Below are 22,014 nucleotides of genomic sequence, written 5' to 3'. Positions count from 1 at the left end.
ACCGATATTTTTTGCGTTTTTTTTACATTTTATGTATTTTATAATAAAATGAGGATATATGCACTATAGGATTGCGTATAGTGAACAAAATTTCAAGTTTATATTTGAATATTGTAACGGGATTGTACGGTTTACCCTGTTGTATTTTATAACCCCCTTTTAAATTTATTCCGAATGTGTTAGTATCTTCCCCGTGAGTAGTATGACTGAAAGAAAGAAAAGTATAACCGAAATGATTTCTACCGATATTGTTGTTTTAAATGATACCGAAAAGCGTTTTGTAGAAATTTTTTTTAACCGGTTAAGCGGAAAAAATGAGACTGCCTGTTTGGAAATAGGGAAAAAACTTATGGATTTGGAGCGTATGTCTGCAGCAATTTCAAGATTTCCGTCAATACATGAAACCAGTGTGCTTGCAGGCGAACAGCGCTCTCAACAAACCCTTATAGATAATCTTTGTAAAACTCCTCCGGATTCAAGAATGCTTTCTATGCCGACAAAGGCCGTTTTGGGTCGAGGTTTTGTAGTGGCGAAATTTCATACCTTTTCGGCTCTTACTAAAATTGCTTCCAAGTCGGCTTTTTCGGAAGAAGAAGTTGAACAGCTGCGTGTTGTAACCCTCGATATTATGTTTACTATAATGGCCGAAGATGTTTATATTTCTATTTTGGACAGCAATATTTTAAATACCGACAAGCGTGCAAAGGCTGCGGAGGCGTTGACTTATTTGTGGGAGCACCGTCTTGATAAAAATACAACGGCGTTTGCTCCCGTATTAACCAGGGTATGGACAGCCAGAGACAAAATTGCTCCCGTGTTCGGTACTATGATGGGAACAAGCGAACTGTTTTTGCTTTCCGCCGAATTGGGAGAATCTTGGCAAAGATTTATGACGGAAAAACTGGCAAATGAGGCGATAGGGCAGGCGATGGAAGAATTTATTTTCGGTATTTCTTACGAAGATATTTCTTTTTGTGCGGAAAGAACTTATAAGACGCGGAGTTTTGTCGGTGGATAGGAGCGGAGTGGCGGCAATGCTGAATAAGAAATTTGATTTTTCCAATACGGACCCGCGCCTTTTTTATTCTTCTTATGTGCAAAGACGGAATAATGCGGACGCCCGCAAGAGGTTAAATGCGGAGGGACCTAAAAATACACTTGAAGATTATTATATAGCTTTTTTGTTTGAAAATGATTTAAAATTAAAGGATTCCAAATCCGCATATAAAACGGAAGGTGATAGCCGGCATTCTTCGTTTTTTTAAATTTACGAAGGATTTTGCTATTGACATTTTTCCGTTTTTTTTATACTATTCTGCGGTATTTTACGGGCAATAGCGCAGTTGGTTAGCGTACAAGTCTGGGGGACTTGGGGTCCCCGGTTCAAATCCGGGTTGCCCGATTTAATTTATAAATTTTATTTAAAATATGTATGCCTGCTTTATTATCCTAATGTATAGAGCGGGCATAAATTTTATTCGGGGCAATAGAGGTTTTTATAAAATAAGTTATCTTAGTGTATAGTGAATCTTGAAATTGCCTTTTGCGTAATATTTTGTTATAATAATGTTGAAGGAGACGATATTATGAAAAAATATAGATATATTATTTTTGCCGTTTTTGCAATGAACCTTGTTTCATGCAAACCTTCTATTTTTTCATCGCTTTTTTCTAAAATTAAGATAAAAGCCGGTCCCGAATTTAACGTAAACGCCGGAACGCTTGACGTAAGGCTTTCAAGTTATCTGTCTGCAAAAAAGATTATTGAAGATATAAGTAAAGATGAAAAGTTTGCTAAAAGTAAGATTTTCGAATACCCCGGATACCAAGGAGAGGGTTCCGCTTTTTTGATACGCTATCCTATAACCGGTTTGGATTTGGATATGAGTAAAAACTTTAATGCGGTTAAAGAGGCGGAAAAAGAAATATCCGTCGCCTTGGAAGAAAAAAGTTTTACTTTTAAAAATCCTCCTAAGTATAGTCAAGAAATAGATTTGGGAATATTGCCAAATATAAATATACCGGTTTCCGGAGAGTTTAACCATGAGGTTGATATAAAAGAAATTGTTGTGCCTGTAAATATAGGCGTGTTTGAAAAAGCTAAAATCAGCGATGGGGAACTTACTTTTAAAATAGATGTTCCTTCCGGAGGACAAGGTCTTACTTTCGATTATTCAAAAATAAAAATTACTCAAGACGGAGAAGGCTTGGAGATAACCTTAAATTCTGAGGGTAAGGCTGATTTAAAGGAGAAGATAATAAATAAAAATAAGGTAAAGGTAGCGGGCAAGATAGAAATAAAAAGTGATAATTCTACACCCGTCCAAAATGCTACTTCCAATTTTGAAATAAAAATTAAAAAGTTTGAATACGTTGAAGTAAAAATGCCTGATAATTTTAGTCCTAAGGTAACGAAAAAAACTCCCGTTTCCGACGATTTAAAAAAATGGGTAAAAAATGTTCATTTTAAAGAGTTAAGTACAAGTATAACCGTTAAAAACAATTTACCTGAAGGAAATGATATAAAAATAGCGGTTTCTTCCGAGGCTTTCGGAATAAATAAAGATAGTACTAATGAAGCTACATTTAAATCCGGTTCCAGTGAAACAAAAACAATCAAAAGAGAAAACTTTGATTTTTCCCCTAAAGATAAAACGGATATAGACTTTACTGTAGATATGACTGTCGGTGACTATTCCGAATCTTCAAAAACTTTAAAAATAAAAAATGTCGAAGCGGGAAAACAGGTTTCTTTCGGCGGTAAAATTAAAGTTACACCGGATTGGGAGTTTGTCGTAATAAATCCCAATGAAAACGGTATTTTCAAAGGCTCATACCCGAAGGCTCAAAGCGATAATATAAATTTGGGCGGATTTGAAGAATTTCAAAAAAAGGGTATAAGATTAAATAATGTAAAAGGCTATGTCTATATAAGCTCCGATATTTTAAGCAATAAAAATACGGATTTAAACGGAAAGGTTTCGTTGGACTACCTTAATAAGGAAACAAATAATCAAGAACAAACTTATCTTTTAGGTTCAGAAGGAACTGAGGAAAAAGTAAAATTTGTTCCTCCGCTTCCCGATTTTTTCTATAACGCAAACAACGGTTCAGTGTATTCGGGCTCTCTCCCTGAAGCAAGTAAAGAAGCCGACCTTTCCGAGCCCTTCGGAAAGGACAGCACGAATTTTAAATTTAATTATGAACTTAAATTAAATGAAATTAAAATTTATAAAACAGACATTAAAGGCAATGATGGAAAAACCTCGAAGATAAGCGGCGATTTACTTTTAGTAATTCCCCTTTCTTTTAACACTGCCAAAGATATCGTTTTGGGAAAAGTTGACGGTTCGGGAGACTTTTTTAAGCGTCCCGATTCGGGTAACGGCTTAATCGATAAGGCGACAAAGGCCGTAAAAGAGGTCGTTCTTAAACTGGATTATTATAACGGTTCAGGCATTTCTTTAGATGCGGTATTGACGGGTAAAAACGGCAAGTTTAAAAAGAATGTGCAGCTTAAACCCGGAAAGGGGCTTGTCTCTGTAGAAATAACCGAAGAGGATATTGCCGATATAAACAAAACCTATCCTTTTGTTGTGGATATGGAAGTTGTCGCTCCTAAGGGTTCGCATGCGGTATCGCTTGAAAAACCGGTTACCGTATCACCGTCCGTCAGTGTAAAATTGGACATCAACGAAACCGTCAATGTAAATTTAAAGTAAACCGATTATAGTGCGGGTTTAAGTTTATTAAATTATGAAAAAATTGTTTTTAACGGTTACAGCCGTTGTCTGCTTATCGCTGTACGGTTTTTCTCAAGAAAGCGTTTCTTCCAAAGAGGGGGAAACGCCTGAGGAAAGCGGTATTCCGCAGGAAAAGGACGGTTTAAAAAACGGCGAAGATATAATAGATTCCCAAACCGAAAATATGTTGGAAGAGATAAGACGGCGGAACGGCATAGACGGCATTCCGTTAAAAAAAACTGACAGCGGTATAAAGAAAGATTTTTTTGCAAACGGAAGAACAAAATTTGAACTCGGGATAGACTTGGCTGCCGGAGCTTCTAATTCTTATTTTTCCATTAAAGATTTTTTTACTCCCGAATTTGAAATAAATTTTGACAAACTGTCCGATAGCTTACCCAAGGCCGGATTTTCGACAAACGTATTGGCTTATCTTAATACCTTTTTAACTATACGTATAAAAGACAAGTATGAATTCGGCACTTATGTAAGTGCGAAAGGCTTTTCTCTTATTAACGTACCTAAGAACCTGATTGACTTTATTGTAAAAGGACCTCCCGAAAACGGTAAAATAGCCGGAGAGATTACCAATATGTCCAGTTCTTTTGTAGATACTTCGCTTTTTTTCGGTATGAAGATAAAGAATTTTAAATTTAAAGTAAGCGGTTCATATTTTGTGCCGCTTATGTACGGCGAATATAGCCTTGTAAGTTACGAATTTGAAAACAATGCCTCTACGGGAAGGCTTTATGCAAAGGGAAAATCAAACGCCGTTCTTTATACCGATATACCTATTTTTAATAAGAATTCGGGTAAGTTCAACTTGCAGTCGGTTAATTCAATGTTGAAAAACGGCGGCTTCGATATAGGTTTTGACGGCTCATATAAATTTAACGATATTGCAACGCTTAATTTTTCGCTTAAACACATACCTGTTGTTCCTGCCCGCCTTAATAAGGGGTTTTCCCATATTTCTGAAGGTAAAATCGAAATCGATTCCATTATAAAATATTTATACGGACTTCTTTCCCCTATGCAAAATGAAAACATAAACGTAAAAACACCATTGGTAGACTTTTTTTCGTCAGGACCCGTTTACGATTTACCGCCGAAAAGGATTTTAAGACCTATAAAATTTAATATAAGCTCGGATATTTATCCGTTTAAAAATAAGTATCTTATAATTACACCCGGCATCGGCTGTCATTTTCTCCGCCCGTTTTATATCGATATTGGGCTGCGTTTGGAAAGCCGTTTTTTAAAAGTATTGGGTTTATATTATGTGTTTTCAAGAGAAGATAAAATTTGGAAAAATAAATTAGGCTTTTTTTTCGATAGCCGTATTTTTAGATTTGAGGTTGCCGCCGCCGCAGTTTCTCCGTCTTTTACGGGCAGCTTTAAAGCCGTAGGAAGAGAAGTTAATGTTTCGGTGGTTGTGGGGTATTAAGAAATTATGGTAAAAGCTGTTTTTGCGGGGTCTTTCGACCCGCCTACTTACGGACATCTTAATGTAATTGAACGTGCTCAAAAAATATTTACCGAAGTGCATGTGGTAATTGCAGTGAACAATAATAAGCGTTGTCTGTTTTCGGGAGAAGAACGCCGGGATATGATGACCGCACTTGTTGAAAAATGGAATAATGTTATAGTAAGTACATGGAGTACTTTAATTGTAGACTATGCCGTTAAAATAGGTGCTCAAGTGTTAATTCGAGGTGTTCGTAATGTTTCGGACTTTTCGTACGAATTCGATTTAGCGTTAATGAATAAAGGTTTAAATCAAAAAATTGAAACGATATTTTTACTTCCGGACCCGAAATACTTTGTTTTAAGGTCCAGCTCCATAAAAGAACTGGCGTTTTTCGGCGGTGATTTATCCGGAATGGTGCCGCCCCTTGTCGAAAAGGCTTTAAAAGATAAGATAGATTTGCAATTGACGGAGAGGTAATGAACTTTTGTAAAGGAAAGCCTTCAGTTTACCGATATTGAACGTATGGAAACTGCAAAAGAATTTGTAGAGCATTTATCTGCGACTCTTGAATCTAAAAAACGGGAATTTAACACGACTCTTCTTCCTCAAATGCAGGAAAATTATAATATTCAAAGTACGGCAGTTCAAGCGATAAGAAGTATTTTATTAAAAAAGCGGGCCATACACGATGACCCGTATAAATACGACAGCCGTATGACCGAAATAGAAATACCCAGAACCGAGCCTTTTATGGATTCCGAAAAAACGAGCGTGATAGGTTCGCGCCTGTCGCATTACGAAATGATGCTCGATTTTTTAAATAATTATTATCAATTTAATACCGATTTTTTGGGGCCCAAAAGAATATCGATTTTATTTGAGTTAAACAATACATTTTTATGGGGTAATTTTTCCAACACATCAAATCACCCCAATACCAAGGGCCTTGTCGATATTATGCGCGGAATTTTTACAAGTCCGGATACTCTCACTTCAAGTTTACTGAAAGATTCCGTTTCTCATTTGGCGAAAAGCGAAGCTGTTATAAACGGCCTTTTAAAAGAACTTACCGTGTTTCACCGTGAAGAATATAAGCTTTTAATCAGACGTGAAATTATGCCTAAGATTAACATTTCGCCCAACGATTGTTTAAACCCTTCAAATGCTTTAAAAGAAATAAAAAAAGTTTTTTCCGTAACTTTAAAAAAGCAACCGTTTTACACGGATTTGATTATCGAAATAATTAAAGAAGACTGCGGAAACGATTCCGTAAGACTCAGACAGGAAATATTGAATAAACTGTATCCGAAAAAAAGTGAAAAGGTTGAAGAAAAATATGAAGAAAATCACCGGCGCAGTTTATTGGCCGGTTTAAAATTTTTAGGCAATACGGCGCCGCATTTTAAAATTGCATTGGAAAAAATAAAATCAAATGAAGAGCTTATTCATAAATCCGGCCGGAGCTTTTTTAAAAGTATCATAAAAGCGATAAAACAGGCTTTTAATATTTCAGGAAGAGACAGAGAAATTACCGTTACAATATCGGATCCGATTACTCAGACCAGAAAAAAACAGGTTATAAATTACAATTCTTTTGAAAAAGAAATGACGGGAAAAATAACCTTATTTCAAAGCATTTCGGCTGCAAGTCCTGCGGTTCAGCGAAAAATCGGTGCAATGAACGATGAAGTCCTTTTGAATTTGCTTACAAAATATATAAGTGAAAGTAATGAGTTATTAAAAGAAATGACAGGCCTTGACGAATTTTATAAAACAGTCAAACCTGAACTTAGAGGAAAAATTCGCGGAATAAAAATTGAAGTAACTACAATTACAAATTCGATTATAAAAGCAAATCAATGCAGGGCTGAATATACGGCCTTTGCCGAAGAAGCCGAACAAATGAAAAAACTCGGTATAATTTAACTTTATGGGAGTAATTGATGAAAAAGACGCTGGCTGCAATTATTTTAATGCTTGTTTCCATATGCTGTTTTTCGGAAGAAAATGTTGAGAAAAAAAACGGAGAAAAAAAACGCTTAACCGTTTCAATTTCTACTGGTATCCCTATGCTTCACCCGCATATTTCGTTTAATGCGGACGAAGCTCAAATGCTTACGGCATTATACGAAGGGCTTGTCGTCTATGACCCTTATACCTTACAACCCGTTCCCGCAATTGCGGAAAAATGGTCGGTTACCGGCGGAAGGACTTGGCGCTTTACTTTGCGGAAAAATGCCAAGTTTGAAAACGGAGACCCTATTACGGCAAAAACATTCGTTGATGCATGGCTTAATCTTTTAACTCCGGGAGCCGGGTATCAATATGCTTCTCTTTTGGACTGCATTGACGGAGCTGCGGATTATAGAACCGGAAAATTAAAAAATAAAGAACAGGTCGGTATAAAGGCGGAATCTGAATACGTCCTTTTGGTATATACGAACAGCCCTTCCGAGCATTTACCGAATATTTTATGCCACCATGCGTTTTCGGCCGTGTACGGAAATCAGCTGAAGGAGGCGGGACAGCTTGTAAAACAAAGCGGATTCGATTCGGCTAAAAAAGGCATTTAAGCCTGTTTCAAGCGGCGCATATAAAATAAGTCGGTTTACCGACGGCGAAATATTTTTAGAAAAAAACGAAAACTATTGGGACACAGCTTCAGTTCAAATACCTGAAATATCTTTGGTTTTGAATTTACAGGAAGAATCGGCAGCCGAAAAATTCAATAAGGGCGAAATAGATTGGCTTTCCCGCGCCGATGTACTTTCTAAAATAGGAGACAGCCGTTATATTCATATAGACCCGTTATTTGCAACGGAATATTTTTTCTTTAAAACATCTTCTCAAAAAACTAAAAACAAGGAATTCAGAAAAGCCCTTTTATTGGCAATCCCTTATGAAGAATTAAGAAACGGGTACTTGATTCAGGCTTCTTCGCTTATTTTTCCGCTTGTAGGTTATCCTGAAGTTGAAGGTATTACGGAATATAATGTATATAAGGCTGAGCAGCTCATAAACGAATTAAAATTAACGGAAGATGAGAAATCATTGATAATAAAACTGCCCGATACCGCTTATTATAAAGAGCTTTTTAAAATTTTAAAAAATGCTTGGGGAAAGATAGGTATAAAAACGGAAGCCGTTTTTTCTTCTTTTGCAAAATATTATGATGAGCTTAAAACGGAGGATTATAATTTAGGCATAATTTCATGGATAGGGGATTTTGCCGACCCCTTGGCTTTTTTAGAGATGTTCAGACCCAAATCGACTCTTAATGATTCAGGCTGGAGTAATACGGAATTTGAACAAATGCTTAGAAGGGCAGGGTCGGAGACTCAAGTAACGAAACGTTACGGCTATCTTGCAAAAGCCGAGCAGCTTCTTTTGGACGAAGGCGTGGTGATTCCTATTTCGCACAATACAAGTGTCAATATTATCGATACCTTTTCTATAGGAGGCTGGTTTTCAAATGCAATCGATATTCACCCGTTTAAATTTATTAAATTTTCATCACCTCAGCCTATCCCGGGTATCGTAAAAAACTATCTTAAAAAATAGTAATACGGGAACTGTAGGCTGAACACGGACAGCTTAAAACTGCGGTTTTAAGCTGTTTTACCGTAAGGCTTTCCTGTAAGTCGGATAGAGTTGAAAATGAATAGAGAGGAAATATAAAACCGATTCAATATGCCGCTTTTTGCATAATCCCGATATTTTACTTTTAGATGAACCTGAAGTAAAGGTTGACATTGTTTTAAAAGATAACATAAATTCTTTTTTACTGCAAATCAATTGTGAATTTAAAGCAAGTATTTTAATTACCTTTCATGATATGTATAAATTAAATAATATACAGTTTTTAAAGTATGCTATTCTAATTAAATAGAATTCATCGTATATAATAAAGCGCATATCCATTGACGCTATTTTTTTATTTATTATAATCTTTCCGTATGAGGTACAAAATGAAAAAAATTATTTTTCTTATATGTATGACGGTTTTGATTTTTTCGTGCGGTACTGAAAATACGGCCGGAAAGAAAAAAGAAGCGGTAAAAGATAACTATTTCGGAACTGAGGTTGTAGACCCTTACCGCTGGCTGGAAGACGATAATGCTCATGAGGTTATTGCGTGGGTAAAAAATGAAAATGCAAAAACCGATGAATTTCTGTCAAAGATTCCTTTCCGTGATGAATTTAAAAAGCGTTTGGAAAAGATATTGAATTATGAAAGACGTTCGGGATTTTTTAAGGCCGGAGAGTATTATTATTTTTCCAAAACGGACGGTTTACAAAATCAGGGTATTATATACCGTCAAAAAAATGCCGGAAATGCGGAGGAAGAAGCCGAAGTTTTTTTCGACCCTAATACATTAAGTGAGGACGGTACTGCGGCTTTGAAAAGCATGTCTTTTTCGGAAGACGGAAAATATATGGCTTATTCAGTTTCAAAAAGCGGTTCCGATTGGGAAGAAATTTTTGTTATGGATACGGAAAAAAAGGAACGCTTGGAAGACCGTATAGAATGGGTAAAATTTTCGGATTTATCGTGGTATAAAGACGGCTTTTTTTATAACTGCTATGATGCTCCCGAAGGAAAAAATGCTCTTACCGAAAAAAACGAATTTCAAAAAGTAAAATATCATAAACTCGGAACTTCGACAAAAGACGACAAGTTAATATTTTCCGATGATAAAAATCCGTATAAGATTTTTTCCGGTATTGCCTTTGAACCCGACGGCATTCTTTTTGTTATTGCACAAGCTCTCGGAAATGAAGGTAATTCGTTGTATATTGCTGACCTGAAACGGGGTTTTCCGGAAGCGGAACTTTCTTTTAAACAATATAATCGGGGAGCCGGAGAGGCGGTTTCGCCTGCCGGAATAAGCGGAAAATATTTATATCTTTTAACGAATGAAGGCACTCCTTTTTATAAACTGGTAAGAACTTCGATAGATAACCCTTCCGCGGAAAGTTCGGAAGATGTTTTAAGCGGTCAGGATTATCTTTTGTCTTCATGTATAGTAACGGAAGACAAGATTCTTGCTTTGTATTTTAAAGATGTGCAGAATTTTGCGGTTGTATATGATCTCAACGGCAAAAACTCTGTAGAAGTAAAATTACCTAAAAACGGAAGTATAAGCTATCTCGGTGCGGATGAGGAAGACAACACGGTTTATCTCAGTTTTACTTCTTACACGACGCCGGGAAAGATTGTCAAGTATGATATAAAAAAGAATATTTTAACCGATTTTTTTGTTCCTTCTATAGATTTTAATCCGAATGATTATGAAGCAAAGCAAGTGTTTTTTACAAGCAAAGACGGAACTAAGGTTCCTATGCACATTGTTTCAAAAAAAGGGATTAAACTTGACGGAAATAATCCTACTTTGATGTACGGATACGGCGGATTCGGAGTCGCTCTTTCTCCGGTATTTTCACCTTCAATAGCGGTATTTTTAGATGCGGGCGGAATTTACGTATGCGTAAATTTACGCGGAGGGTTGGAATACGGAAAAGAATGGCATGAGGCCGGGAAAAAAATGAATAAACAAAATGTTTTCGACGATTTTATAGCTGCAGGAGAATATTTAGTCGAGAATAAATATACATCACCTGAAAAGTTGGCAATAGAAGGCGGTTCCAACGGAGGTCTTTTAATAGGTGCCGTAACTAATCAGAGACCTGACCTTTTTGCAGTTGCAATTCCTCATGTAGGCGTATTGGATATGCTCAGGTATCAGCATTTTACTATAGGCTGGGCATGGATTGACGAATACGGCTCAAGCGAGGAAAGTAAAGAAATGTTTGAATATCTTTATGCATATTCTCCGCTTCACAATATAAAACCGAATGTAGAGTATCCGGCGATACTTATAGCAACCGGAGACCATGATGATAGGGTTGTTCCCGCTCATTCTTTTAAATATGCTCAAGCTTTGCATGATATTTGTACAAGCAAGAAACCTATTTTAATACGCATTACGGAAAATGCGGGACACGGTGCAGGCAAGCCGACTGCAAAAATAATTGAAGAAACGGCGGATATTTATTCATTTATTTTTTATCAAATGGGTGAAACTCTTTAAAACCTTTTTATCCCCGCTTATAAAAGCGGGGATTTTTATTTTCGGATTAAAACCGATAGCGGCGATTATTCTTCTTAATTTAAAAAAATCAAAAAAAATAAAAAAAACATTTGACAAATCGGAATTTGTGTGTTTTAATATTATATAGCATGAATGCTTTTTATTTGTTCCAAAAATAGGAGGGAATAGAATGAAAAAATTTATTAAATTCTTTTCATGTATGCTTGCAGCGGCTTTGGTATTTGCTGCATGTAACGGCGGGGGAAAGAGCGGCTCATCAGATAAAGCTGCCGTAAAACAGGGTGCAACTGTTGATAAAGTTATTTACTCCGTAGCTACAGATCAAACTATTGCCTTAAAAGATGTTATTGAAGGGAAAGCCGATGTTTTGTTTTCGCCTATGCCTCCTTCATTGATTCACGGTTTAAGCGATGCAGATAGGGAAAAAATTGACATCTATGGTGTGCCTTCAGGCTACTGGACGCTTCTTTTTAATCCGATTCCAAATAAAGCCCCTTATACTTGGAAAGAGCAAAGCGGAGAAGAGTTTTTTAATCCGCTTGCGATTCAAGAAGTCCGCTATGCTTTTAACTGGATTATCAATCGTAAAAAACTTGTAGATGAACTTCTTTTAGGTGAAGGAAAACCTATGTATACACCTTGTCAGGTAGGTTTACCGGGTGCATATCGCTATAATATTTTAGCCACAAAATTCGGTATTAATGAAGCGGGCGATGAACAAAAGGCATTGGATATGATAGAAAATGCTATGAATAAAGCAGCTTCTTTGCCTGAAAATAAGGGAAAGCTGGTAAAAGAAGGCGGTAAGTGGCTTTATAAGGGGAAACCCGTTACCATTAAATCCGTAATGCGTGTTGACGATCCGCAGGGAAGACTTCCGGCAGCACGTTATATTCATGCCCAAATTGAAAAAGCCGGTATTACCGTTGAAGGATTAGAACGGGATAGAAAAACCGCAGGAGCTCTTGTTTACGGAGGAAATCCTGCTAATATAGATTGGACTATGTATCTTGAAGGATGGGGTTCAGGTGGTTTCTATGTAACATGGGAAACTCCCTTGTGCCAAATGTATGCACCGTTCTACGGATATATGCCTGGCGGACAGGAAGCTGATTTTTGGAATTATGAAAATGCTCAGCTTGATGTATACGGTAAAAAAGCCGCTTACGGTCAATATTTAAAAGCAGACGATTTTTTTGATGAAACTCAAAAAATGTGTGCTTTAGGTATCCAAGAAGCTATACGTGTTTATGTAGTTTCAGATAACCAGCTTTTTGTAGCAAATAAGGCTAGGATAAAATCAAGGCTTTTATATGGCGTTGCTAACGGTTTTAATGGTTGGACAATCCGTTATGCTGATGTAGATAAAGACACAGATGGACCATATAAAGATTTGCGCGTATTGCGTGTTTTATTACACTCAGCTCAAGGTTCTTTATTCATGACTGAATGGGATCCGGTTGGAGGTCAAGGCTTTAGCGATACGTTTTCTTCCGCATTTTATTTGGCAACCAACGATGTGGCGGCGTTTGACCATCTTGCTACGGGAAGATATGAAAATTGGATTTCCGTTACCGATGTGGATAATGCAAAATTTGCTCCTAAACTTGTAAAAGACAAAAACGGAGATATGGTAATGGGAGGCGATATTCCCGTTCCTAAGGAGGCTGTTGTTTATAATTCGGCTTCCAAAAAGTGGGTGCCTGCCGATACAAGTCAAACCGTTTCCTCTGCGGCTACTGGCAAACTGGTAGACGGTTATTATTGGCATAACGGACAGCCTGTAGATATTCATGATATTCGTTTTGTAAGTGCTTTAAATGTGGATTGGTGTACAAAAGACGGTGATAACGATCCTTATTATGATAAGCCTTTAAGCGATTCTTTATCTACCCATCTTAATACAACCAAAGGTATGGTGTTTAATGAAGACGGTTCAATAACTACGTATAAAAATTATTTTCATGCCCCTATACTGCGCTATACTGCAATAGTTGTAGGTGGTATAGAGCCTAAAGCTCTTAACCCGGGACGGTCTACCTGTGTACCGTGGGATATTTATGAAGCATTATCCGAAATAGTGGCTCACGGATCGAAGAGCGGTACCGTTTATAACTTTGCCAAAGACGGCGGTGAAGGCGGCGTTGAAGCGAATATCAAAAATCCCGACTGTGTAGCCGATATTAAAGCAAAATTGCAGGATTTTATAGCTGAAAAACATATACCCGCTTCTTTAAAAGATTTTGTTACCGAAGATTATGTAATAAAGCGTTACCAGGCCTCTATCGATTTCATCGATAAGTATGATCATGCGGTAATCAGCTCAGGGCCCCTTATGTTCGAAAAAATCGATACGCTTACAAATTCCGTTATTTTGAGCGCAGTGGATAATTATCCTTATAAGAGCGATTATTGGCCTATGATTTTCAGAACAGATCTTACAGTAATAGATCATATTAAGGCTCCCGTTAATCCTTCTTCCGATAAAGATGCGGTATTTGAAATAACCGTTTCAAAATATGCTTTCCCAGAAGTGGAAACAACTCCTTTGGATAAGGGAACGGTAAAAGGTTATCTTCAGCTTCCTTCAGGCGGAGAAAAGATTTACGAGTCGAAAGCTATGGGCGGCGGTAAATTTACTATTACTGTACCCGCTTCCGATCTTGCCGGCTTTGAAAAAGGCGTAGAGCATATAATGGTAGTTTTATCCAGTATAGCCGATGAACCGCCTCAAGCTCAGTCTGTAAGTTTTACCGTGCTTAAATAAAAATTAAGGCGTTGATTAATTTTATAACAAAAGCGCCTTGGATTCATTTGAATTTCAAGGCGTTTTTAATTTAAAAACTTTATAAAAACTTTATCTGCGCCTATGCGTCTGTTGACGTTTTACATCAATGAGGATACTTTTATGTACAAGTGGTATGCGTTAAAGCGTATTTTACGTGGTATAATAATATACGCTATACTTATCTTTTTGTTTTCTTTTTTGTTTAATCAAATAAATGAAAAAGTACAGCGAAGCCAAATAATAGAGATTGTTCGCTCTGAAGCTAGAGCTCTTAAAAATATGACGGCTGAGCAAATTATGAAATGGAAAAAAGATCAAGAATTAATTTTAATTCGTCAATATAAACTCGATAGGCCTCTTTTTGAACGTGTTTTAAATAATGCAATGCGGGTTTTAACATTTAAATTTGGAAAATCAACGGTAATTAAGTCTTTAACAGGGTCTCAAGAAGTTATAAAAATTATTGGGGAGGCTTTGCCTAGGACCTTATTGATTTTTACAACATCTTTAGTGATTAATATCATTCTGGGGACTGCTTTAGGTTTACGGAAGGCTCAAAATCCCGGTCGAAAACTGGATAAGGTTTCAAGTCTTATTACCCTTATCATATCCGGCTTACCTACATGGTGGCTTGCCATGCTTTTAATTTTCTTTTTTGCATATTTGATACCGATTTTTCCCTCAGGAGGATTAAGTACAATACCTGTTCCTGAAGGTATTAACTTTTTTATTGACCGCCTATGGCATATGGGTTTACCTATGCTCACTCTTATTCTGTTGGGTTTTTGGGGTACGGGATATTTTGTGCGTAATATTGTATTAGGTACATTACAAGAAGACTTTATTATGTCATCAAGAGCTAGAGGTATACCTGAAAAAAAAGTTTTATATGGTCATACACTGAGAACTTCGGCGCCTCCGTTGGTTACAATGGTTTTGTTGTCTTTTTTAAGTTCTTTTTCAGGCGGTATTATATTTGAAGGTATTTTTTCTTGGCCCGGGTTGGGAAATTTATATTGGGTTGCCGTTCAACAAAATGATGTTCCGGTATTAATGGGAGACTTAGCAATCACAACGGGACTATATCAATCGGGATTGATATTACTTGATTTGGTTTATGGATTCCTCGATCCCCGAATAAAAGTTGGAGGCAAAGCATGATAAAAAGAGACTCGTTTGATAGATTCCTTGAATTTTGGTCTGAGTTTAAAAAGGAAAAAATAGGTTTAGTAGCGTTATGTCTTTTTGCTACTCTTATTATATTGATTATTTTTGAGCCTCTGATTTTACCTTTTAGAGAGGTTAACGGTAATTGGCATAATATTTCTTATTGGGAAGATAATCCCGCTTCCGCTCCTCCTGTTTGGTCGGAGTTGTTTAGTAGTAAAAAGTCAGCACGGACGGAATATATTCTTGATCCTACTATAACTGAGGAGAATACCCCTCAGTTCGGACAAGCAAAAGTTTATTCGTTTACATATAATTATAAATATGACAGACCGCCTAATAATGTGGTTTTTAGAGCGGAATTGAACGGTAATATGATTATAGGCATTGAAGTTATACGTCCGGATGGAAGTGTAATAGACTTTGAAGCCTTCCAAAAAGGTGGTATGGATAATTTTCATTTCCGAAATACGGTTTTGACTGATGCACGTTCTACAATGCAACAATTTGCTCAAAGTTATGGGGCATCACCTTCTTCCGGCTCTGCAAGCCCTGTTGTTTTGCTTTTTTCGGAAGCAAACAGAACAATGTATAGGGATAAAAAGCCGTTACGTGGTGAATATATTTTTAAGTTAATTGTACCTAAGGATGCGCTAAATAACCCTAAAAATAAGATTGAAAATCCGCGTGTTATTATTCCCGGTTCCGTTTCTGGTTTTTTGGGTACGGATATTAATAAGCGTGATGTTTTTTCAGGGATTATTGCAGGATTGAAATGGGCCTTGTTTATAGGGCTTATTGCAAGTATAGTTTCCGTTTTTGTAGGCGTAATTTACGGTATTATAAGCGCATATTTGGGTGGTTATGTTGATGTTTCTATGATGTTTATATTTGAAATATTTGTATCGGTTCCTTTAATCCCGGTTTTAATTGTTACATCTTCTATATTTAAACCTAGTATATGGATTATTATTTTATCTCTTATTATATTTAGCTGGGTAGGTTCGGTAAAAACCGTACGTTCAATGGCTTTACAAATAAAAGAAGAAACATATATAGAAGCAGCCAAGGCTCTCGGGGCTACTAAATGGCGTATTATTTTTAAACATATAACGCCGCTTTTATTGCCGTATTCTTTTGCTCTTATGGCAAGTTCCGTTCCGGGTGCAATTCTTACGGAATCTTCATTGTCCTTATTAGGTTTGGGGGATCCGACGATTGTAACTTGGGGGCAAATTTTACATGATGCACAAGTTTCAGGAGCTGCCTTAAACGGCTTATGGTGGTGGATTATTCCTCCAGGTTTATTTATAGCTCTTATGGGTATGATATTTGCATTCTTGGGCTTTGCTATGGATAAAATTCTTCATCCTAAATTAAAAACAAGGTAAGAGGGGAAAACTATGGAACATAAAGAAAAAATTCTTGAAGTAAAAAATTTGCGATTATATTATCACACCTCTGCCGGAATCGTAAAAGCTTTAGATGATGTAAGTTTTGATTTGCATGCGGGTGAGACCTTAGGTCTTGTAGGAGAATCCGGCTGCGGAAAAACAACTACAGGTATGGCTCTGCTTAAAATGCCGTCGCCTCCGGGTTTTATCGAAGAAGGCTCGCAAATTATAATTAACGGAAGGGATATAGTTCCCTTATCCGATAGCGAAATACGTAAAAATGTGCGTTGGCAGGAAATCTCGATGGTTTTTCAAGGAGCTATGAACAGTTTAACTCCGGTTTACACAATAGGAAAACTTATGCTTGAAACCTTACGCGAGCACAAAGAAATGAGCGATAATGAAGCCTATGCCCTTATGGAAGAATATTTAGGCTATGTGGGCTTACCGCCTGAAATCCTTAAGCGTTACCCGCACGAACTTTCAGGAGGAATGAAGCAGCGCGTTGTAATAGCCTGCGGCTTATTCTTAAAACCGAAACTGGTTATTTTAGATGAGCCTACGACAGCCTTGGACGTTATCGTTCAAGCCCAAATTATCAATCTTTTAAAAGAGTTAAAACAAAAATTTAAATTATCGTTTATTTTTATTACTCACGATCTTTCCCTTGAAGCGGAAATTTCAGACCGTATTTGCGTTATGTATGCAGGAAAAATAGCCGAACTCGGAACGAACGAGCAAATCTACGGCACAGAACCCATGCATCCGTATACTCAAAAACTCTTGCAGGCAACTCCTCTTTTAAGAAAAAAGGTGGACGAACTTTCCTATATTCCGGGAGCTCCGCCCGACCTTATTTCCCCTCCTAAGGGCTGCCGCTTTAATCCTCGCTGCCATTGCACGACGGATAAATGTTTTGAACTTGAACCTCCCCTTGTTGAGGTTGAACCCGGACACAAAATAGCATGCTGGAGGTGCGTAAAATGAGCGATAATGAAAAGAAAATAAATCCTGACGATTACATTCTTGAGCTTAACAACATAAAAAAATACTTTGAGCCGCATCTGGGCTTACTGCAAAGTTTATCCGGAACACAGGTAAGAAAAATAAAGGCCGTCGATGACGTTACGCTAAAACTGCGGCGAGGCGAAATATTCGGTCTTATAGGCGAATCCGGTTCGGGTAAAACCACTATCGGTAAAATAGCTATGAAACTTCATTCTCCTACTGACGGTAAAATTATTTATAACGGTGAAGACGTTACTGTAAGCGATAAGGATAGTACCGAAAAATACCGCCGCCAAGTACAAATGATTTTCCAGGACCCTTACGCTTCTATGAACCCGCGTTTTAAAATACGCGATGTTATGGAAGAGCCCTTAATTATCCATAAAATTAAAGGCGGCAGAAAAGAAAACGATGCGAAAATTATCAATGCTTTAAGCGAAGTAAAACTTAATCCTCCCGAAGAATTTATGGGGCGGCATCCGCATATGCTTTCGGGAGGACAAAGACAGCGTGTCGCAACGGCAAGAACCCTTATCTTAAACCCTGAAATCATTGTAGCCGATGAGCCTGTTTCAATGATTGACCTTTCCACCCGTGCGGAAATCTTACATATGATGCGCGATGTTCAAAGGAAACTGGGCTTAACCTATCTTTACATAACTCACGATCTTTCTACGGCAAGGTACTTTACCGATAGGATTGCGGTTATGTATTTGGGAAGAATTATGGAGATGGGAGATGCCGACGATGTTATCGATAATCCTATGCACCCGTATACGCAGGCCTTAATCGAAGCGGTTCCTGAGCCTAAATCCGGAATGCTTGAAGTTATTAAGCAGCTTCCGATTTCGGGAGAAATTCCGTCTCCTGCAAATGTTCCGTCAGGTTGCCGTTTCCATACGCGTTGTCCTTATGCAACTGAAGAATGCTCAAAAGAAGAAGAGCCCGTCCTTAAAGATATAGGTAACGGACATTTTCATGCTTGTAGACGTGCGGATGAAATTAAGGCAATGAAAAGTTAAAATATTTTTCCGGAGGGACTTAGCCCTCCGGCTTTTTATTTAAATAAAACCTGCCGATGTTAATTAGGAAGTCCGTTTACCCGTCTGCTTAAAAAGCGGTTAAAATAAACTTTTTATGGGAGTAATTATGAAAACAAATACCGTAAAAAATCCTTTGTCTAAAGACGGCCGAACCTTATTATTTACGCGGCAGGATAAAAGGTCGTTGGATATACTTAAACAAAACGGAGAATTTATAAATAAAAAGGAATACATACAGGAACGTTTGGAAGACATAGCGCCTTATATATTAAAATGCTATGATTGGTTTGTAAACGAATCCTCTAAAAGAGTACAAAAACCGGATTATGTCGGCTATCAAATTTGGTGTTCCGTCAGCCCTAAAAACTGTCTTTATCCTACGGAAAATGAAATTGTATATATTTTGGAAGTTCCCGATAGCGAAATTTTATATTTTAACGGTTTAAAGTGGGACTATATACTAAATCTGCACTATGTCCCCGAAACGGCGGAAGATTTAAGACTGTATGAACAGGACATAAAAAATAAGGGCTTTAAAAATTCTTTTGAATTTATAAATGGCAGATATGCCAAACTTTATCCCGAAGAAGAAAAGCGGGTAATAAACAGCTGGAGCCGGATTTTCGATATAGAAAACTGGAATATTTTTGAAGTACAGGCCAATATTTGGCGGATAAAATCCGAATGGATAAAAGATATTATACGCTGCGGAGAGCAAATGCCTTCAGATAAGTTTCAAGTCCCTTATTTATCTTAAAAAAGCATGTAACGCAAATAAAGTAAAATATATAAAAACTTTAACCTCATAAATTTTATAAATACAGGTAATTGCCGTTTTTGCCGATAAATGTTATTATGACGGCTATGAAAAACAAATTTATTTTTACATTGCTTTTGTGTTTTTTAATTTTTTCATGCAAACAAGAACCTAACGCCTACCTTACCGATAATATGGGAGAGCTTGAAGAAAAACAAAAAACTCTTTTAGCCGTTTTATCAAAAACGAAAAACACTGAAGCAAGTTTTGCAATTAACGACAAAATTGCGCGTAATTTAAAACTGAAAGATAAGAAAAAATCTCTTATTATTTTTTTATCTTCACTTATAGAAAACGATAAAGAAAACGCTTATAAAGGTTATTGGCTTTTAATGCTTGCAAACGAATATTTGGAACAAAATATGTACGAACCTGCAACTTATTATTTTGAAAGAATTATAAAACTTGAACATGATATGGAAATATCCGGTAAATCCGTCCAATATTTAAGTTTAAAAAATTTAATCAATATTACCCAAGAACCTAAACGGCTTGTAGAATATTATTCTATGCTTTTGGCAAATTTTTACGATAAAATAGACCCCGCATATTCGTATTTTATGCTTGCCCAAAACTACGAAAAACTTGGAGAATGGAATCCGGCAATTCAAAGTTACTCTAAATTTATAAGCCTTGGAAGGTTTGATTTAGTAATTCCGGGTATACCCGATAATTACGGATATGCGAGAAAAATCGTAGACTATAGCGCCTCCACTAAAAGCTGGACAATGGAAAACCTTGATGAACTTGTAAAAATCATTCAAGCAGGAATAGCTAAAAGCGATTACGTAACGCTTGAAAAATACCGATCCAAGGTAAACTTTTTTTCTATGGCGTGGAAACAGGAACTTTCAGATATTTACGGCTCTCCCGATTTCGATTTAAAAAATTTTATGTACGGGAAACACATTAGAATAGAATCCAAATTGGACCCCTCCTCAACACCCTATGAAGCATACCTTAGAACTTCGGGATGGAATCAATATTCCTCAATTTGGTATTTATATTTTAGAAAGGTTAATTTTCCTGCCGACCCTGAAATTCACGGACGATGGGAGTGGGCGGGTATTTATTACGGAGAAAAAATCTAGGTGAATATTTTAAACTGTATAAACTTAAAACAAGGTAAAAAAAACTTTTATAAACCGTTTTTTAATCTTCTCCTTTTTGTTCTTATTCTTTTTTATTTTTCGGATAATGCAAATGCCGCGATAACGGATAAAGAAACTCAAAATATTTTTAAGAGTTTAACTTCTTCCATGCAATATGTAAGAAGAAATTCTCTTCATAATAAAATGCTTATTCCGCATAACTACCCGCTTATCGAAAAATTCAGACGTCAGTATTTAAACGAAAACGGATTAAGATATTTGGAAGCGATTATGCAGCGTTCGGTTCAATATAGGACTTTTATTATAGAAGAACTACGCCGCGAAAATTTTCCGATGGAGCTTTTATTTTTACCTGTAATAGAATCCGGATTCTATTCCAAAGCCGTTTCAAAATCCGGGGCTGCCGGTATTTGGCAGTTTATGAGGAACAGTATAGGCGGTTACGACATTCACATAAACGAATGGCTCGATGAACGATATGACCCATGGAAGACCAGCATAGCGGCAATAAAAAAATTAAGCTGGAATTACGGTTATTATAACGATTGGTATTTGGCCTTGGCGGCGTATAATTGCGGAGTAGGGGCCTTGGATAAGGCTATAAAAAAAGCCGGAAGCAAAGATTATTGGTATTTAGCGGAACACGGATTTTTAAAAAATGAAACGGCTCTTTATGTTGCAAAATTTTTGGCTATTGCCGAAATTTTAATGCAAAGCGAAAAATACGGAATAAATTGGGGAGCCCCCGTTCCGCATAATGCTACTGAAACTATAACCGTAAAACGTTCCATAGATTTAATTTTACTTGCGGAAAAACTTGAAACGGATAAAACCGTATTTTTGGAATTGAATCCGTCTTTAAAATTCAATATAACTCCGCCGGATGTAAAATATAATTTAAGGGTTCCTTCCGAACACAGAGAAAAAATAGAAGATTTATTAGCTAAAAATTCTTTGTTAATTAGATATTACAGTTATAGGATAAAATCGGGTGATACCCTTTATGCTCTTTCCAAGCATTACGGAGTAAGCGTACAAAGTATTTTGGATTATAATCCCGGCGTAAGGGTTTCTTCATTAAAAGTAGGGCAAACCTTGCAAATCCCCGCACTAAAAACTGTAGCGGCGTATTCCGGCAAAAAAAATACGGAAAATCCGAGTTTTAACGGCTCGTATACTATTAAAAAGGGCGATACCCTCTGGTCTATAGCTCTGAAATATAAGGTTCAAGTCGAAATCCTTGCGGAAAAAAACGGTCTTGATATAAATTCCGTTCTTTCCTTAGGTAGAACGTTAAAAGTGCCGATAAACAGTTAGTGGAATTTGCTGATTGCCTATTTATGATTATAAAAGAGGTG

General features: G+C 36.9%; 15 protein-coding genes, 1 tRNA gene and 1 pseudogene. All 17 read left to right on the top strand.

Annotated elements, in window-relative coordinates; genetic code table 11:
• Nucleotides 1-202 precede the first annotated feature (202 nt).
• Nucleotides 203-1,018, top strand: coding sequence for a hypothetical protein (locus DYQ05_RS11980; RefSeq protein ID WP_252723389.1), 816 nt, complete (start codon nt 203-205; stop codon nt 1,016-1,018).
• Complete coding sequence (locus DYQ05_RS14200) at nt 1,011-1,265, top strand: hypothetical protein (RefSeq protein WP_252723388.1); 255 nt, start codon at nt 1,011-1,013, stop codon at nt 1,263-1,265. Before DYQ05_RS11980 ends, DYQ05_RS14200 begins: the two co-directional genes overlap by 8 nt.
• Before the next feature lie 63 nt (nt 1,266-1,328).
• Nucleotides 1,329-1,402, top strand: a tRNA-Pro gene (locus DYQ05_RS11975).
• 184 nt (nt 1,403-1,586) lie between these two features.
• Complete coding sequence (locus DYQ05_RS11970) at nt 1,587-3,722, top strand: hypothetical protein (RefSeq protein ID WP_206183503.1); 2,136 nt, start codon at nt 1,587-1,589, stop codon at nt 3,720-3,722.
• A gap of 34 nt (nt 3,723-3,756) precedes the next feature.
• On the top strand, nt 3,757-5,190 hold the full coding sequence (locus DYQ05_RS11965) for a hypothetical protein (protein WP_206183502.1): 1,434 nt from the start codon (nt 3,757-3,759) through the stop codon (nt 5,188-5,190).
• A 6-nt stretch (nt 5,191-5,196) separates the two neighbouring features.
• Nucleotides 5,197-5,691 carry a pantetheine-phosphate adenylyltransferase gene (gene coaD, locus DYQ05_RS11960; protein ID WP_020966287.1) on the top strand — a complete coding sequence of 165 codons (495 nt, stop codon included), beginning with the start codon at nt 5,197-5,199 and terminating at the stop codon, nt 5,689-5,691.
• A 45-nt stretch (nt 5,692-5,736) separates the two neighbouring features.
• Nucleotides 5,737-7,140 carry a TP0584 family protein gene (locus DYQ05_RS11955; RefSeq protein WP_024467176.1) on the top strand — a complete coding sequence of 468 codons (1,404 nt, stop codon included), beginning with the start codon at nt 5,737-5,739 and terminating at the stop codon, nt 7,138-7,140.
• A gap of 143 nt (nt 7,141-7,283) precedes the next feature.
• A pseudogene (locus DYQ05_RS14190) lies at nt 7,284-8,775 on the top strand (peptide ABC transporter substrate-binding protein).
• Nucleotides 8,776-9,182: 407 nt separating this feature from the next.
• Nucleotides 9,183-11,306 carry a prolyl oligopeptidase family serine peptidase gene (locus tag DYQ05_RS11945; RefSeq protein ID WP_252723386.1) on the top strand — a complete coding sequence of 708 codons (2,124 nt, stop codon included), beginning with the start codon at nt 9,183-9,185 and terminating at the stop codon, nt 11,304-11,306.
• Nucleotides 11,307-11,496: 190 nt separating this feature from the next.
• Nucleotides 11,497-14,094 (top strand): ABC transporter substrate-binding protein, encoded by a 2,598-nt coding sequence (locus tag DYQ05_RS11940; RefSeq protein ID WP_206183501.1) that lies wholly within the window; start codon nt 11,497-11,499, stop codon nt 14,092-14,094.
• A 141-nt stretch (nt 14,095-14,235) separates the two neighbouring features.
• A complete protein-coding gene (locus tag DYQ05_RS11935) occupies nt 14,236-15,276 on the top strand; it encodes an ABC transporter permease (protein ID WP_206183500.1) in 1,041 nt (346 codons plus the stop codon).
• The gene (locus tag DYQ05_RS11930) at nt 15,273-16,673 is read left to right on the top strand and encodes an ABC transporter permease (protein ID WP_206183499.1); all 1,401 of its coding nucleotides are present in this window, start codon (nt 15,273-15,275) and stop codon (nt 16,671-16,673) included. The genes DYQ05_RS11935 and DYQ05_RS11930 overlap by 4 nt, the downstream gene beginning before the upstream one ends.
• Nucleotides 16,674-16,685: 12 nt before the next feature.
• On the top strand, nt 16,686-17,663 hold the full coding sequence (locus DYQ05_RS11925; RefSeq protein WP_206183498.1) for an ABC transporter ATP-binding protein: 978 nt from the start codon (nt 16,686-16,688) through the stop codon (nt 17,661-17,663).
• Nucleotides 17,660-18,706, top strand: coding sequence for an ABC transporter ATP-binding protein (locus DYQ05_RS11920; RefSeq protein ID WP_206183497.1), 1,047 nt, complete (start codon nt 17,660-17,662; stop codon nt 18,704-18,706). The genes DYQ05_RS11925 and DYQ05_RS11920 overlap by 4 nt, the downstream gene beginning before the upstream one ends.
• A 127-nt stretch (nt 18,707-18,833) precedes the next feature.
• Nucleotides 18,834-19,484 (top strand): DUF3841 domain-containing protein, encoded by a 651-nt coding sequence (locus DYQ05_RS11915; RefSeq protein WP_024469833.1) that lies wholly within the window; start codon nt 18,834-18,836, stop codon nt 19,482-19,484.
• A gap of 107 nt (nt 19,485-19,591) precedes the next feature.
• Nucleotides 19,592-20,635: a tetratricopeptide repeat protein gene (locus tag DYQ05_RS11910; RefSeq protein WP_206183496.1), complete on the top strand. Its 1,044-nt coding sequence runs from the start codon at nt 19,592-19,594 to the stop codon at nt 20,633-20,635.
• Nucleotides 20,636-21,973 (top strand): LysM peptidoglycan-binding domain-containing protein, encoded by a 1,338-nt coding sequence (locus DYQ05_RS11905; RefSeq protein WP_225969548.1) that lies wholly within the window; start codon nt 20,636-20,638, stop codon nt 21,971-21,973.
• The last annotated feature ends 41 nt before the right edge of the window (nt 21,974-22,014 follow it).

The sequence above is a fragment of the Treponema pedis genome, from assembly GCF_017161325.1.
Lineage (GTDB): Bacteria > Spirochaetota > Spirochaetia > Treponematales > Treponemataceae > Treponema_B > Treponema_B pedis.
The sequence above is the reverse complement of the archived record's forward strand: the minus strand, read 5'-3'. Positions and strand labels throughout refer to the sequence as shown.

What these genes read in the sequence shown, in the direction of transcription:
- DYQ05_RS11980 (WP_252723389.1), top strand. Translation starts at nt 203, where the DNA reads ATGACTGAAAGAAAGAAAAGTATAACCGAAATGATTTCTACCGATATT.
- DYQ05_RS11970 (WP_206183503.1), top strand. Translation starts at nt 1,587, where the DNA reads ATGAAAAAATATAGATATATTATTTTTGCCGTTTTTGCAATGAACCTT.
- DYQ05_RS11965 (WP_206183502.1), top strand. Translation starts at nt 3,757, where the DNA reads ATGAAAAAATTGTTTTTAACGGTTACAGCCGTTGTCTGCTTATCGCTG.
- coaD (WP_020966287.1), top strand. Translation starts at nt 5,197, where the DNA reads ATGGTAAAAGCTGTTTTTGCGGGGTCTTTCGACCCGCCTACTTACGGA.
- DYQ05_RS11955 (WP_024467176.1), top strand. Translation starts at nt 5,737, where the DNA reads ATGGAAACTGCAAAAGAATTTGTAGAGCATTTATCTGCGACTCTTGAA.
- DYQ05_RS11945 (WP_252723386.1), top strand. Translation starts at nt 9,183, where the DNA reads ATGAAAAAAATTATTTTTCTTATATGTATGACGGTTTTGATTTTTTCG.
- DYQ05_RS11940 (WP_206183501.1), top strand. Translation starts at nt 11,497, where the DNA reads ATGAAAAAATTTATTAAATTCTTTTCATGTATGCTTGCAGCGGCTTTG.
- DYQ05_RS11935 (WP_206183500.1), top strand. Translation starts at nt 14,236, where the DNA reads ATGTACAAGTGGTATGCGTTAAAGCGTATTTTACGTGGTATAATAATA.
- DYQ05_RS11930 (WP_206183499.1), top strand. Translation starts at nt 15,273, where the DNA reads ATGATAAAAAGAGACTCGTTTGATAGATTCCTTGAATTTTGGTCTGAG.
- DYQ05_RS11925 (WP_206183498.1), top strand. Translation starts at nt 16,686, where the DNA reads ATGGAACATAAAGAAAAAATTCTTGAAGTAAAAAATTTGCGATTATAT.
- DYQ05_RS11920 (WP_206183497.1), top strand. Translation starts at nt 17,660, where the DNA reads ATGAGCGATAATGAAAAGAAAATAAATCCTGACGATTACATTCTTGAG.
- DYQ05_RS11915 (WP_024469833.1), top strand. Translation starts at nt 18,834, where the DNA reads ATGAAAACAAATACCGTAAAAAATCCTTTGTCTAAAGACGGCCGAACC.
- DYQ05_RS11910 (WP_206183496.1), top strand. Translation starts at nt 19,592, where the DNA reads ATGAAAAACAAATTTATTTTTACATTGCTTTTGTGTTTTTTAATTTTT.